We start from the raw sequence: 12,733 nt of genomic DNA, 5'->3' as shown, positions 1-12,733 counted from the left end.
TCATCCTGCGACTTTATAGCATGGCTGCAATATATTTCACAACCTGCTCGCAACGGCGTATGACGGCAGGAGAAAAACCGAGGACAGACCATGCCGCATTATCGTTCACGCACCAGCACCCACGGCCGCAACATGGCGGGCGCGCGGGGCCTTTGGCGCGCCACCGGCATGAAGGATGAGGATTTCGGCAAGCCCATCATTGCCATCGCCAACAGCTTCACGCAGTTCGTGCCGGGGCATGTGCACCTGAAGGATCTGGGCCAACTCGTCGCGCGGGAGATCGAGGCTGCGGGTGGCGTCGCCAAGGAATTCAACACCATCGCGGTCGACGACGGCATTGCCATGGGTCATGACGGCATGCTTTATTCGCTGCCCAGCCGGGATCTGATCGCGGACAGCGTCGAATATATGGTGAACGCCCACACCGCCGACGCGCTGGTCTGCATTTCCAACTGCGACAAGATCACGCCGGGCATGCTGATGGCCGCCATGCGCCTCAACATTCCGACCATCTTCGTTTCCGGTGGCCCGATGGAGGCCGGCAAGACCGAACTGCGCGGCAAGATCGTCGCGCTGGACCTGGTCGACGCCATGGTAGTCGCGGCGGACGACAGCTACACTGACGAGGAGGTGAAGGTGATCGAGCGGTCGGCGTGCCCGACCTGCGGTTCCTGTTCCGGCATGTTCACCGCCAATTCGATGAACTGCCTGACCGAAGCGCTGGGGCTGTCGCTGCCGGGCAACGGATCGACGCTCGCCACCCATGCCGACCGGGAAAAGCTGTTCCTGGAAGCAGGCCGTACCATCGTCGATCTGGCCAAGCGGTGGTACGAGCAGGACGACGCGTCGGCCCTGCCCCGTAACATTGCCACCTTCGCCGCGTTCGAGAACGCCATGAGCCTGGACATCGCCATGGGCGGTTCCACGAACACGGTGCTGCACCTGCTCGCCGCCGCTTATGAAGGCGGGGTGGATTTCACCATGGCGGACATCGATCGCCTGTCTCGGCGCGTTCCCTGCCTCTGCAAGGTCGCGCCGGCCAAGAACGACGTGCATATGGAGGATGTCCATCGCGCTGGCGGCATCATGGCGATCCTGGGTGAACTGGAGCGCGCCGGACTGGTCGATGCGAGCCTGCCCACCGTCCATGCGCCGACACTGGGCGACGCGCTCAATCGCTGGGACATCGGCCGCACCAACAGCGAGGAGGTGCGCAACTTCTTCCGGGCGGCGCCCGGCGGCGTCCGCACGACCCAGGCGTTCAGCCAGAACGCCCGCTGGGAGGAACTGGACACGGATCGCGAGACCGGCGTCATCCGCAGCGCGGAGCACCCCTTCTCCAAGGATGGCGGCCTCGCCGTGCTGTTCGGCAATATCGCGCCGGAGGGTTGCATCGTGAAGACGGCTGGGGTGGACGAATCCATCCTGACCTTCCACGGCACCGCCCGCGTCTATGAAAGCCAGGACGCTGCGGTCGCCGGCATCCTGGGCAATGAGGTGAAGGCCGGGGATGTCGTCGTCATCCGCTATGAAGGGCCAAAGGGCGGCCCTGGCATGCAGGAAATGCTCTATCCGACCAGCTATCTGAAATCGAAGGGTCTGGGCAAGGCCTGCGCACTCATCACCGACGGACGTTTCTCGGGCGGCACGTCGGGGCTGTCGATCGGGCATGTCTCGCCGGAAGCGGCAGAGGGCGGCCTGATCGCCCTGGTCGCGACCGGCGATCCCATCCTCATCGATATTCCCAATCGCCTGATCAAGCTGGACCTGGATGACGCCGTCATCGCCGCCCGCAAGGTGGAAATGGAGGCACGCGGCGCCAAGGCATGGAAGCCATTTGGGCGGAAGCGCAATGTTTCGCCCGCCCTGCGCGCCTATGCAGCGCTCACCACCAATGCCGCGCGCGGCGCGGTGCGGGACGTGGGTCAGGTAGAGAAGGATTGATAACCGAACTGCGCGCCGCATTCAGCGATGCGGCGCGACCTTGAGACTGCTCATACACGAGCGATCAGTGAAGCAGGATGTAGACCGTGCCGGTCAACAGCAGTGCCGACGCGCTGAACAGGCTCAGCAGTCCGACGCTGCATTGGCACATGCTGTAATGCATACGCTCCATCGCACTCTCCCTCGCCGCCGGATCTTGGCCGGTCAGGCGGAGCAATGCTAACAGAGAATCTCACGGAAATCAAAAGGTCAGCTATCGGCCAGTCCCTGCAATAGTTTTTGCAGTGCAGCATGAAATTGGCGACGATCCGATGGGGTCAGGGGCTTCAGCAGCTTCGCTCCAAGTTCGATACGAAGGGGCTCGGTCACGGTCACCGCCGCCTCCCCTGCAGGGGTGATCGCCAGCCGCTTCACCCGCCGATCATCCCTGTCGGGCACGCGCAGGATCAGACCCTCGCGCTCCAGTCCGTCCAATGCCTCCGTCACCGTCCTCGGCGCCAGATTCATCATTTCCGCGATATCGGCGGCGCGCGCCGATCCATTCTGCGCCTTTATGCACATCAATATCTTGGTCTGGGCCAGCGAAGCCCCCTGCCCGGTCATGGCACGGTCGAAGGACCGGCGGATCAGTGTGATCAACCGAAACAGGTCCGTCAGTAGCTGTTCGTCTGCACCATTCATGAGGAACCTCAATAAATGGTATTGCGCTATAGTGCAAGTGCGAGCATATGAAACGGAATTGAATGCAGCAGGCTCCCCTATGAATTCCGAAACAATGGCTTCTTCCCCCAGCACGGCCGACGACTCGGGCCAGAGCCGGCCTTCCCCGCTCAAAAGTCCGCGTGTCCGCCTGATCCTGCTGCTGGTGGCTCTCGCGCTGATCGGCGGCGGCGTGCTGTGGTTCATCCGCTTCGAAACCTTCGGCAAATATCAGGAATCGACCAATGACGCCTATATCCAGGCCGATTCGATCACCATTGCCCCCAAGGTTTCGGGCTATGTCGACCGCGTCTTTGTCGCCGAGAATCAGGATGTGAAGGCAGGCCAGCCCCTCGCGCAGATCGATCCGCGCGATTACCGGGCGCAGGCGGCCCAGTCCGTGGCGCAGATCGACCTGGCCAAGGCCAATGCGGCTGGCGTCGTCGCCCAGATGGCCGAGCAACGGGCCGCCATCGCCCAGGCCGAGGCTGATCTCAATGCCGCCAATGCCAGCGCAAGCTTCGCCGCGAGCGAGGTGGAGCGCTATCGCCCGCTGGCGGCGAGCGGCGCAGAGACGCGCGAACGCCTGTCGGAGCTTCAGAACCAGGCCACGCAGGCGCGGGCAAGGGCGGCCGCCGCCCGCGCGACGCTGAACGGCGCCCAGAAGCGGATCGCCACGCTGGAGACACAGGTCCGACAGGCCCAGGCACAGGGCGAGGCTGCACGCGCACAACTTTCGGCCGCCAACACCAATGTGGAAGCGACCATTTTGCGGGCAACAGCCGATGGCCGGATCGGCGACAAGAGCGTCAGGCAGGGCCAGTTCGTCCAGGCCGCCAGCCGCCTGATGACGCTGGTCCCCAAGGCCAGCCTCTATGTCGAGGCGAATTTCAAGGAAACGCAACTGGGGTTGATGCGCGTCGGCCAACCCGTGACTATCGAGGTGGATGCACTGCCGGGGGTTGAACTGCCAGGAAAGCTCGCCAGCATCGCGCCCGGCACCGGCGCCCAGTTCTCGATCCTGCCGCCGCAGAATGCCACCGGCAATTTCACCAAGATCGTCCAGCGCATACCGGTTCGCATCGCCATAAGCGCGGGGCCTGAGACCCGAAAACTGCTGGTTCCAGGCATGTCGGTCGAAGTGTCCGTCGACACCCGCTCGGCCAGGAATGCCGCCGCCCAAATCCGGCGGGAGCAGGAGCGGCATAACGCCCGGACCGAGCGATGAACGCCCCTGTCTATACGACCGCGCCCGAACGCGCCGACGCCGCCGCATGGCTGGCCGTCATCGCAGGCAGCCTAGGCGCAATGATGGCGACGCTGGACATTTCCATCGTCAATTCCGCACTGCCCACGATCCAGGGCGAAATCGGCGCCAGCGGCACGGAGGGCACCTGGATCGCGACATCCTATCTGGTCGCGGAAATCATCATCATTCCGCTGGCGGCATGGCTGGAACGACTATTGGGGCTACGCACCCTGTTGCTCACCGCCGCCTTTCTGTTCACCGGCTTTTCCATGCTCTGCGGCATGGCGGGCGATCTGACGACAATGGTCATCGGCAGGGTCGGCCAGGGCTTTACCGGCGGTGCGTTGATTCCGACGGCGATGACGATCATCGCCACCCGCCTGCCCCGTTCCCAGCAGCCGATCGGCAATGCGCTGTTCGGGGTCACCGCCATTCTGGGCCCCGTGCTCGGCCCGCTGGTCGGTGGATGGCTGACGGAGAATATAAGCTGGCACTATGCCTTCTTCCTCAACCTGCCCGTGGGCATCCTGCTCATCACTCTGCTTTTGGTGACGATGCCGCATCAAAAGCCGCGCCCCAGCGAATTCTGGCAGGCCGACTGGCTCGGCATTGCGGGCATGGCGCTGGGACTGGGCGGTCTTACCATCGTGCTGGAGGAGGGACAGCGGGAACAATGGTTCCAGAGCCGGGAGATCGTCCTGATGTCGATCATTTGCGGTATCGGCTTCATCCTGCTGTTCGCGGGGCAATATTTCGCGAAAAGGCCGGTCATCCGCTTGAAGCTGCTGCTGGACCGGCAATTTGGCGCCGTTGCGCTGATGGGGCTGGTCATCGGCATGATGCTCTACGGCACCGCCTTCATCATTCCGCAGTTTCTGGCGGCGATCGCCGGCTATGATGCGCTGCAATCGGGACGGATCGTCCTTCTGTCGGGCATTCCCAGCCTGATGCTGATGCCGCTCACCCCGCTGCTGATCCGGCATCTCGACATACGCATCGCCGTTGGCGCGGGCCTGCTTGTGATGGCGACAAGCTGCGGGATCGACACGGTGCTGACCAATCAGGCGGTGGGTCATGATTTCGTCGAGTCGCAATTACTGCGGGGCATCGGCAACGTGTTCGGCTTCCTCTTCCTCAACCAGGCCGCGATCGCAGCAGTTCCGCCCGAGGATGCAGGCGATGCCGCCGGGCTGTTCAACGCCGTTCGCAATCTGGGCGGATCGCTGGCGCTGGCGGGCATCGCCACCATCCAGGACCAGCGAAGCTGGCTGCACAGCCGCCGCATGGAGGAAAGCCTGAGCGCCAATAGCGGGCAAGTGCAGGATTATATCGGTGGCCTGGCCCATTCGCTGGGCGGGCAGGACGCCGCGCTTCGCTCGCTGGCGGGCACGATCCAGCGGGAAGCGCTGGTGATGACCTATAACGACATTTTCACGATGCTGGCGGTCGGCATCATTGCCGTGTTGCCGCTGGTGCTGTTCCTGCGTCCCTTGCCCAAGGGGCAAGCGATCGCGATGCATTGAGGCTGGTTCCATGCGTTTCCCCCCGAAAGTCCTTTTCTCGGCGGCCCTTCCCCTGCTGATCCTGGCTGGCTGCACCGCCGGACCGGATTATCATGGACCGGAAGCGGCCAGGCCCGTCAGCCCGGCCGCCAATTTCGCCAGGACGCCCGCTGACATCAGCCCGCAGGCACCGGCCGCGGCGAACTGGTGGACGGCGCTGGCAGATCCGGTTCTCGACGCGCTGGAAACCCGCGCGCTTGCCGCCAATCCGGGCGTGGCCGTGGCGGAGGCGCGGGTGCGGCAGGCCCGCGCCGCCCTGCGGACAGAGCGCGCCAACACCCTTCCCAAGGTCAATGCATCCGCCATCTACGTCCATGCCGACGTTCCCGGCGTCAACCTGGGCAGTTCGAACGATGGAAGTTCCGACGGTGGCGACAGCCAGTCGCTCAACTTCTATAATCTCGGCTTCGACGCGAGTTGGGAGATCGACCTGTGGGGCGGCCGGCGACGCGGCATGGAGGCCGCACGGGCGCAGTTCGAGGCGGCGCAAGCCAATGTCGCCGACGCGCAGGTCAGCCTGACCGCCGAAATCGCCCAGGCCTATGTCAATCTGCGCGATCGCCAGCAGCGGATCGCCCTCGCACAGCAGGCCACGGCCCGGCAGCAGGAGATGCTGCGCCTGACGGAGCAGCGCCGTGCCCAGGGCACTGCGTCCGCGCTGGAGGTGGAACAGCAGCGCAACCAGTTGGAGCAGAGCGACGCAGCGCTGCTGCCGCTCAGTGCGGAGCGCGACGCCTATCTGAACGCGCTGGCCACGCTCGCCGGGGAAGCGCCCGGCGCGCTTGACGGCATGCTGGCCACGCTCGCCCCCGTGCCCTTGCCTCCCGCGCAGGTCGCCGTCGGCGATCCGGCTGCGCTGCTGAAACGCCGTCCCGACATTCGTGCGGCGGAACGCCAGTTCGCGGCCGCCACCGCCAGGATCGGCGTCGCGGAAGCGGCGCGTTTTCCCAGCCTCAGCTTCATGGGCCTGATCGGGATCGGCGGCACGAATCCGGGCGATCTGGTCGATCTCGGTACGCTGGCGGCCATCGCCATGCCACGCCTGAGCTGGAGCTTCCTTGATTTCGGCCGCAACGCCGCCCGCGTGGGCCAGGCCGAAGGCGTGCGGGACGAGGCGGCCGCGCAATATCGGCAGGCAGTGCTCAACGCCCTGCGCGACAGCGAGGATGCGCTTTCCCGCTTCGGCGCCCGTCGGCTGAGTGTCGCCAGCGCTGCCCGGTCCAAGGCTTCGGCCGACCGCACCGCCGCGCTGACACGCCAGCGTTTCGACGCCGGAACGGCCACGCGTATTCAGCTTCTCGACGCGGAGCGGCAGAGCCTGTCGGCGGCACAGGCGCTGACGCAGGGAACAGCGGCCATGACGGCGGATTATATCGCCCTGCAAAAGGCGCTTGGCCTGGGCTGGCAATCAGGAATTTAACCTTTCCGCAAGGCTTTAGGGGCGAAATGCCTTTCTGGAAGTCCATATCGTCTGGATGAGAGCGCGACCCGTCCGGGAGGGGGCCCGGCACGTACGGAGAAGCGCGCTTCGGTTCAGACAGGACGGACTCTCAACTCGGGGCCGCGCATCATCATGTTGAAAAGAATTCGTACCGAGCATGTCGAGCTGGGCATGTTCCTCCACAAGATGGAAGGGTCCTGGTTCTCCCACCCCTTCTGGAAGAGCCGAATGCTGCTGGAGGACGCCGATCAGCTGGAAAACCTGAAGGCGAGCAAGGTCGAATGGGTACAGATCGACACGACGCGCGGCGCTGACCTGAAACCCAGGGAAACGCCAGCCGTACCCCGCGCACCGGCGAACGACCTGCGCGACCGCCCGTTCGGCCGCGCAGGCGCAACCATAGCCCGGCGCGCCACGCCGGCTCCTGTCAGCCGTCCCTTCGATCCACTGTCGAAGGACCGGCTTTCGACCAAGGCAGAGATGGTTCACGCGAACCGCCTCGTCCGCAAGTCCGTGCGCGCGATGCACAAGATCTTCGACGACTCCCGGCTGGGCAATGCGATCAAGCTCAACAAGCTTGAGTCGATGATCGACGAGATTTCCAGTTCCATCCAGCGTAACCCTCATGCCTTCATGGCCGTGACGCGGCTCAAGAACACGAGCGAATATCTCTATCTCCACGCCCTGTCGGTCTGCGCCCTGATGATCAGCCTGGCGCAGCAGCTCCGCCTTTCTCCCGAGGAGGTGCAGCAGGCCGGGCTTGCCGGATTGCTGATGGACGTCGGCATGGGCCATGTGCCGCAGGAAACCTGGGACAAGGACAATCCGCTCACGCCGGAGGAGTGGGAGGTGGTGAAGAGCCACACCACGCTGGCCCATGAATTTCTGGCTTTGGGCGGAGAAATGCCCGACGCCGTGCTGGACGTCTGCCTTCATCATCATGAGCGGCTGGACGGCAGCGGCTATCCCCATGGGCTGAAGGGCGAGGAAATCGGACGGTTCGCCCGCATGGCGGCGATCTGCGACACCTATGACGCGATGACGTCCAACCGCATCCACCGCCATGGCGAAGACCCGTCCCGCACCCTGCTGATGCTGGATGAGGCGCAGACGCTCTACGACCCCGAAATCTTCCAGGCATTTCAGCGGGCGGTCGGCATCTATCCGGTCGGATCGCTGGTTCGCCTGCGCTCGCACCGGCTGGCGATCGTGGTGGAGCAGAATGCGGACGATCTGACGCTGCCGGTGGTGCGGCCCTTCTATTGCCTCTCCGACCGCGGCTTTGTGAAGGCCGAGGATATCGATCTTGCCAACTGCTTCGGTGCGGACCAGATCATCACCCGCGAAACGCCCGAAGGCTGGGATATGACCGAATGGCCCGCGCTCAGCGCGAAGCTGCTGGCGGCGGGGTGAAGGCGCGACCTCGCTTCTGAAAATCCGTTGCGCCTGCCGGTTCGGCGGGTGATACAAGCGGCATGATCGTACCGGACAGCCCCTCTACCGCGGCGGGCGTCGCCGTTCATTATGACGAACTGGACCTCGCCTACCGGCGGATCTGGGGCGAGCATGTCCATCATGGCTACTGGCGGACGGGACGTGAAAGTCCCGCCGAGGCGGCCGAAGCGCTGGTTGCGCAGGTGGAGGCCCGTCTGGCGCCGGAACCGGGGCAGACGCTGTGCGACATAGGGTGCGGCTATGGTGCCACCGCCGCCCGGATCATCGCCCGCCACGATGTCCATATCCTGGGCCTCACCCTTTCCGCCGCGCAGGAGAATGTTGCAAAAGCGCGCGCGCTCTTCCGCTTCACCTGCCTGCGTCGCGACTGGCTGCATAATGAACTGCCCGATGCGGGTTTCGACGGCGCCTATGCGATCGAAAGTTCCGAACATATGGTCGACAAGACCCGCTTTTTCACGGAGGCTGCGCGGATATTGCGGCCCGGCGGGCGGCTGGTCGTCTGCGCCTGGCTGGAGGGCGAAGGAGCGCGGCCATGGGAGGTCCGCCACCTCCTGCATCCCATCTGTCGCGAAGGGCGGCTGCCCAGCATGGGTAGCCGGGCGGACTATCAGGCGCTTGCGGCCGAAGCGGGGTTCGTCCTACGCGATTATGAGGATGCAAGCGTTCGCGTGCGCCGCACCTGGACCATCTGCCTGCGGCGCCTGGTGCTGGCGATGATCCACGATCCGATGCTGCGAAGCCTCGCCTTCAACCCCCGTACCCGGAGCCGCGACTTCATCCTCAGTTTGCCGCGCCTGATCCTCGCGCTTCGCACAGGCGCCATGCGCTATGGCATTTTCCTTTGGGAAAAGGGTGCGGACCAGCGATCGGTTCCATCGCTTGAAAATCCCTCTAACGCACCCGCGTCCAGCGCTGCGACTGGCAGATGAACAATACGCAACCCGTCAGCTTGAGCGTTCCATCCGGGTTCAACCCCAGCGTCGCGCGGTAGCTGCGCCCCGATTTGGGATCATAGGCGCGCCCATCCTTCCACATCGCGCCGACACGGCGGAAACCCCATAGGGTGAGCAGGCCCAATATCGGCTGCCCGCGCAATTTCGGCTCAGGATTGTTGATGTCGGTCGCCGGCACGCCCGGTCCCCTGTCCAGTACCCGCGCGATCCGTCCGCACATCTGTCCCCCGCATGGCGCGATCTGCACCACGCCCTTCCGATCCTCCGTCAGCCATTGCCCCTCTACGGACGCTGGCTGGACTCCGGCCGTCAGGAGCAGGAACGCGGCGAATAATCCCATGGCATGCACCTCCACGCCCATGAAGATATGCTATGATGCAGGCAAAGAAGAGAGGGCTTATGGCAGATCTTTCGATCCGTTCGCGGCAGGAAGAGCAGATGGACGCGCCAGACCTGGATCCCGCCGTCTATGAGCGCGTGCTGCACGATCTGGCGCGCGTGAACCGCTGGACGTTCACCGCGTGGCCCACCATCGCCTTCCTGAACCGCGCAATCGGTTCGGCACGGCATTTCCGCCTGCTCGACGTCGGCTTCGGCGACGGCGACGTCCTGCGTGCCGTTGCGCGCTGGGCACGGCGGCGGGGCATCGAAGCGGAACTCATTGGCGTCGACCTCAATGAAAAGAGTCTTGCCGCGGCTCGTCGGGCCACGCCGCCCGACCTCATCATCGACTATCGCGCCGGCGACTATCTGGACCAGCCCGAACAATTCGACTTCATCATCTCCAGCCAGGTGACGCATCATATGACGGACGCGCAGTTGATGACGTTCCTGCGCCATATGGAGGCGAAAGCGCGCATGGGGTGGCTGATCTGCGACCTGCACCGGCATGGCTTTGCCTATTGGGGCTTTCCGCTGCTCGCGCGCCTGCTGCGCGTCCACCGCATCGTCCGCGAGGATGGTCAGCTATCGATCGCCCGGTCCTTCCGTCCCGGCGACTGGGCGGAAATATTGCCCCAGGCGGGCGTAAGCCTGGACGATGTCCGGATCATCCGCCGCTTTTCCTTCCGCCTGTGCGTGGAGCGGATATGCGGGTGAACAGCGCGGCCTGAGCACCAAGGGCCGGCACCCGGCGCAGCAACTGCATCAGCATCCCGCGCCCCCATGGTCCCGCCGCCCCGTGACGCAACGCTTCGGCAATCGCCAGCGGCCGGCGGCTGCGACGGCGCCATTCTTCCTGCCAATCCATCGCCACTTCCGCACCGCCGCGCAGATAGGCCTGCGCCGCACTTGCCCCGCTGTGGAGCGCGATGGCGATGCCGTCCCCTGCCAGGGAAGCGATCACCGCGCCCTGATCCCCGATGCGGAAGATGCCCGGCACATTCGCCGCCGCGCGCCAGCCATAGGGTACGCCAGCAATCGCCTCGAAAGAGTGCGGCATTTTTCCAGCCATGCGATCGGCCAGATGCGGCGCTTCCTTCATGATGGCCTGGATCAGCTCCGGGACGCCATCCGACAGGCGGTCCCGCGCAACGGACAGGCAGAAATTGGCGGAGCCATCCTCCTGCAACAGCAACCCTGCATAGCCGCCGTCGAACAGATGCATCTCGATCACGCCCGCCAGGTCCGCACCGCCGGGAAGGGTTGCGCGTATCCCGACGCAGGGCGCCTCCCGGTACCGGGCAAGATCGCGGGCCAATCCGCGCAATTCATGCTTGCCCGTCGCCAGGAACAGTGCGTCTCCCTTCAGATGTTCGCCATCGTCCAGCCGGATGGAGCGCTCTGCGGGATCGGCGGCACGCACTGCCCGGCCGCGCCGGATGACAACTCCAGCCTGCGCCGCACGGCCGATCAGTGCTTCGTCCAGCGTGCGCCGCGACAGCCCCGCCGCCGCATAGGGCAGCGGCAGTTCCAGATGCCGGCCGTCCGCCAACAGGCGCAATCGCTGGATCGGCCGCGCGCCCAACAGGTGCGCGTCGAGACCCAGATCGCCCAATGCCGCCAAGGCATCCCAGCCAAGGAAGCCACCGCACACGCTATCATGGGGGCCGCTCTGGCGGTCGATGATCTGCACCTCCACCCCCGCCTGTGCAAGGGCGATCGCCGCCGCCGCGCCCGCCGGCCCGCCACCGACGACCAGCGCGGGCAAGCGCGTCGTCATGCCAGTCCTTCGAAACGAAATCCCTCCGCCGCCAATCCCGGTCCGAAGGCGAGCGCCACTCCCTGCCCCACGCCCTCCAGCATGTCGTGCAGGATGAACATCAGGGTGGAAGACGACATGTTCCCGAACCGCGCCAGTACGCTCCGTGACGGCGCCAGGGCATCCCTGCCAAGGTCCAGTCCCTGCTCCACCGCGTCCAGGATCGACCGGCCGCCGGCGTGCACCGCCCATCGCTCTATCGCCGCCATATCCTCATTGCCCCAGAGGCGGCGACGCACCGCAGGATCGGCCAGCGCCGCCTGGATGCGCCCCGGCACCTCGCCGGACAGATGCATGATGAAGCCGCTATCGCCTATGTCCCAGCGGATCAGTTCCGCCGAGTCGGCGAGGTTGAGCGAGAATGGCCGGTCAATCGCAATCCCCGCGCCAGCGCCCGTCACCAGCGCGGCCGCCGCGCCATCCGCGAACTGGAGCATCATCAACAGCCGCTCGATCTTCCGTTCCGGCTGGAAATGCAGGGAAGACAGTTCGACCGTCACCACCAGCACCCGCGCATCGGGCTCCGACCGGACGATATGCCGCGCCGTGCGCAACGCCGCAACGGCGGCATAGCAGCCCATGAAGCCGACCAGGGTCCGCTCGACATCGGACAGGCCCAGCCGCTCGGCAATGATCTGATCGATGCCGGGAGCGACGAAGCCGGTGCAGCTTGCCACCACAAGATGGCTGATCCCCTCGACCGGTACCTGCGCCTTCAATCGGGCAATCGCCTCCATCGCCAGCCGGGGGGCGTGATCTGCGTAGCAGCGCATGCGCAGCGAGGTCGGCGGCATTTCGCCCGCATAGAAGCCGCCAGGGTCGACCGGCGACCCGCCGTCTGCCGTAGACGGCAGCACGCACCAGCGATGTTCGATGCCGGATCGCTCCGCCATGCGCTGAAACAGCCGTCGTTCGTGCAGGTCGTCCAATTGCCCCGTCGCCCATCGGACGAAGGGTGCATGCATGTCCAGCGTGGGCACGGCGCACCCGATGGCGTTGATGCGAGCACGCGTGTCGGTCATTGTATCAGTTTGTCTCCTGCAGCCGGTAAAAGCATCAAGGTCGGGAAAATCAGTCGACCGCGGCAGCCTTTCCCTCTGCCCTGAACCTGCATCTTGCGCCGCCGGAAGATCGGATCGGGCCGGACGCCGCAATGGGCGCATTGGTGCACGCGGCAGGAACGGTTGTCAGCCATAGTCAACAATCGCACCGGACAAGAACCGTTCC

The 12,733-nt window shown here is 65.0% G+C and carries 11 protein-coding genes; 7 read left to right on the top strand and 4 right to left on the bottom strand.

Features of this window, described 5'->3' with window-relative positions:
* The first annotated feature begins 90 nt into the window (after positions 1 to 90).
* On the top strand, positions 91 to 1,944 hold the full coding sequence (gene ilvD, locus MRBLMA1_RS07885; RefSeq protein WP_363735971.1) for a dihydroxy-acid dehydratase: 1,854 nt from the start codon (positions 91 to 93) through the stop codon (positions 1,942 to 1,944).
* 249 nt (positions 1,945 to 2,193) lie between these two features.
* Here ilvD and MRBLMA1_RS07880 read toward each other — a convergent pair whose 3' ends face one another.
* The gene (locus MRBLMA1_RS07880; RefSeq protein ID WP_363735970.1) at positions 2,194 to 2,625 is read right to left on the bottom strand and encodes a MarR family winged helix-turn-helix transcriptional regulator; all 432 of its coding nucleotides are present in this window, start codon (positions 2,623 to 2,625) and stop codon (positions 2,194 to 2,196) included.
* A gap of 94 nt (positions 2,626 to 2,719) precedes the next feature.
* Here MRBLMA1_RS07880 and MRBLMA1_RS07875 point away from each other — a divergent pair, with 94 nt between their 5' ends.
* The 5 genes from MRBLMA1_RS07875 (at position 2,720) to MRBLMA1_RS07855 (ending at position 9,282) form a co-directional block, all read left to right on the top strand.
* The gene (locus MRBLMA1_RS07875) at positions 2,720 to 3,871 is read left to right on the top strand and encodes an HlyD family secretion protein (RefSeq protein ID WP_363735969.1); all 1,152 of its coding nucleotides are present in this window, start codon (positions 2,720 to 2,722) and stop codon (positions 3,869 to 3,871) included.
* Complete coding sequence (locus MRBLMA1_RS07870) at positions 3,868 to 5,415, top strand: DHA2 family efflux MFS transporter permease subunit (protein ID WP_363735968.1); 1,548 nt, start codon at positions 3,868 to 3,870, stop codon at positions 5,413 to 5,415. The genes MRBLMA1_RS07875 and MRBLMA1_RS07870 overlap by 4 nt, the downstream gene beginning before the upstream one ends.
* Before the next feature lie 10 nt (positions 5,416 to 5,425).
* Positions 5,426 to 6,874, top strand: a complete 1,449-nt coding sequence (locus MRBLMA1_RS07865) for an efflux transporter outer membrane subunit (RefSeq protein WP_363735967.1) — start codon at positions 5,426 to 5,428, stop codon at positions 6,872 to 6,874.
* A gap of 153 nt (positions 6,875 to 7,027) precedes the next feature.
* A complete protein-coding gene (locus MRBLMA1_RS07860; RefSeq protein WP_363735966.1) occupies positions 7,028 to 8,308 on the top strand; it encodes an HD-GYP domain-containing protein in 1,281 nt (426 codons plus the stop codon).
* Positions 8,309 to 8,370: 62 nt separating this feature from the next.
* Complete coding sequence (locus MRBLMA1_RS07855; RefSeq protein WP_363735964.1) at positions 8,371 to 9,282, top strand: class I SAM-dependent methyltransferase; 912 nt, start codon at positions 8,371 to 8,373, stop codon at positions 9,280 to 9,282.
* Here MRBLMA1_RS07855 and MRBLMA1_RS07850 read toward each other — a convergent pair.
* Positions 9,245 to 9,646, bottom strand: coding sequence for a DUF2147 domain-containing protein (locus MRBLMA1_RS07850; protein ID WP_363735963.1), 402 nt, complete (start codon positions 9,644 to 9,646; stop codon positions 9,245 to 9,247). The two genes, MRBLMA1_RS07855 and MRBLMA1_RS07850, sit on opposite strands and share 38 nt — an antisense overlap.
* A gap of 59 nt (positions 9,647 to 9,705) precedes the next feature.
* On the opposite strand from MRBLMA1_RS07850, the gene MRBLMA1_RS07845 reads away from it, so the two are divergent.
* Positions 9,706 to 10,404, top strand: coding sequence for a methyltransferase domain-containing protein (locus tag MRBLMA1_RS07845; RefSeq protein ID WP_363735962.1), 699 nt, complete (start codon positions 9,706 to 9,708; stop codon positions 10,402 to 10,404).
* On the opposite strand, the gene MRBLMA1_RS07840 is transcribed toward MRBLMA1_RS07845, so the two are convergent.
* Positions 10,355 to 11,467: an NAD(P)/FAD-dependent oxidoreductase gene (locus MRBLMA1_RS07840; RefSeq protein WP_363735961.1), complete on the bottom strand. Its 1,113-nt coding sequence runs from the start codon at positions 11,465 to 11,467 to the stop codon at positions 10,355 to 10,357. The two genes, MRBLMA1_RS07845 and MRBLMA1_RS07840, sit on opposite strands and share 50 nt — an antisense overlap.
* Positions 11,464 to 12,528: a type III polyketide synthase gene (locus MRBLMA1_RS07835; RefSeq protein ID WP_363735960.1), complete on the bottom strand. Its 1,065-nt coding sequence runs from the start codon at positions 12,526 to 12,528 to the stop codon at positions 11,464 to 11,466. Before MRBLMA1_RS07835 ends, MRBLMA1_RS07840 begins: the two co-directional genes overlap by 4 nt.
* Positions 12,529 to 12,733 lie beyond the last annotated feature (205 nt).

The organism is Sphingobium sp. LMA1-1-1.1 (assembly GCF_040676365.1).
GTDB lineage: Bacteria > Pseudomonadota > Alphaproteobacteria > Sphingomonadales > Sphingomonadaceae > Sphingobium.
The sequence above is the reverse complement of the archived record's forward strand: the minus strand, read 5'-3'. Positions and strand labels throughout refer to the sequence as shown.

Coding starts and splice junctions, on each gene's coding strand:
- ilvD (WP_363735971.1), top strand. CDS start 91: ATGCCGCATTATCGTTCACGCACCAGCACCCACGGCCGCAACATGGCG.
- MRBLMA1_RS07880 (WP_363735970.1), bottom strand. CDS start 2,625: ATGAATGGTGCAGACGAACAGCTACTGACGGACCTGTTTCGGTTGATC.
- MRBLMA1_RS07875 (WP_363735969.1), top strand. CDS start 2,720: ATGGCTTCTTCCCCCAGCACGGCCGACGACTCGGGCCAGAGCCGGCCT.
- MRBLMA1_RS07870 (WP_363735968.1), top strand. CDS start 3,868: ATGAACGCCCCTGTCTATACGACCGCGCCCGAACGCGCCGACGCCGCC.
- MRBLMA1_RS07865 (WP_363735967.1), top strand. CDS start 5,426: ATGCGTTTCCCCCCGAAAGTCCTTTTCTCGGCGGCCCTTCCCCTGCTG.
- MRBLMA1_RS07860 (WP_363735966.1), top strand. CDS start 7,028: ATGTTGAAAAGAATTCGTACCGAGCATGTCGAGCTGGGCATGTTCCTC.
- MRBLMA1_RS07855 (WP_363735964.1), top strand. CDS start 8,371: ATGATCGTACCGGACAGCCCCTCTACCGCGGCGGGCGTCGCCGTTCAT.
- MRBLMA1_RS07850 (WP_363735963.1), bottom strand. CDS start 9,646: ATGGGATTATTCGCCGCGTTCCTGCTCCTGACGGCCGGAGTCCAGCCA.
- MRBLMA1_RS07845 (WP_363735962.1), top strand. CDS start 9,706: ATGGCAGATCTTTCGATCCGTTCGCGGCAGGAAGAGCAGATGGACGCG.
- MRBLMA1_RS07840 (WP_363735961.1), bottom strand. CDS start 11,467: ATGACGACGCGCTTGCCCGCGCTGGTCGTCGGTGGCGGGCCGGCGGGC.
- MRBLMA1_RS07835 (WP_363735960.1), bottom strand. CDS start 12,528: ATGACCGACACGCGTGCTCGCATCAACGCCATCGGGTGCGCCGTGCCC.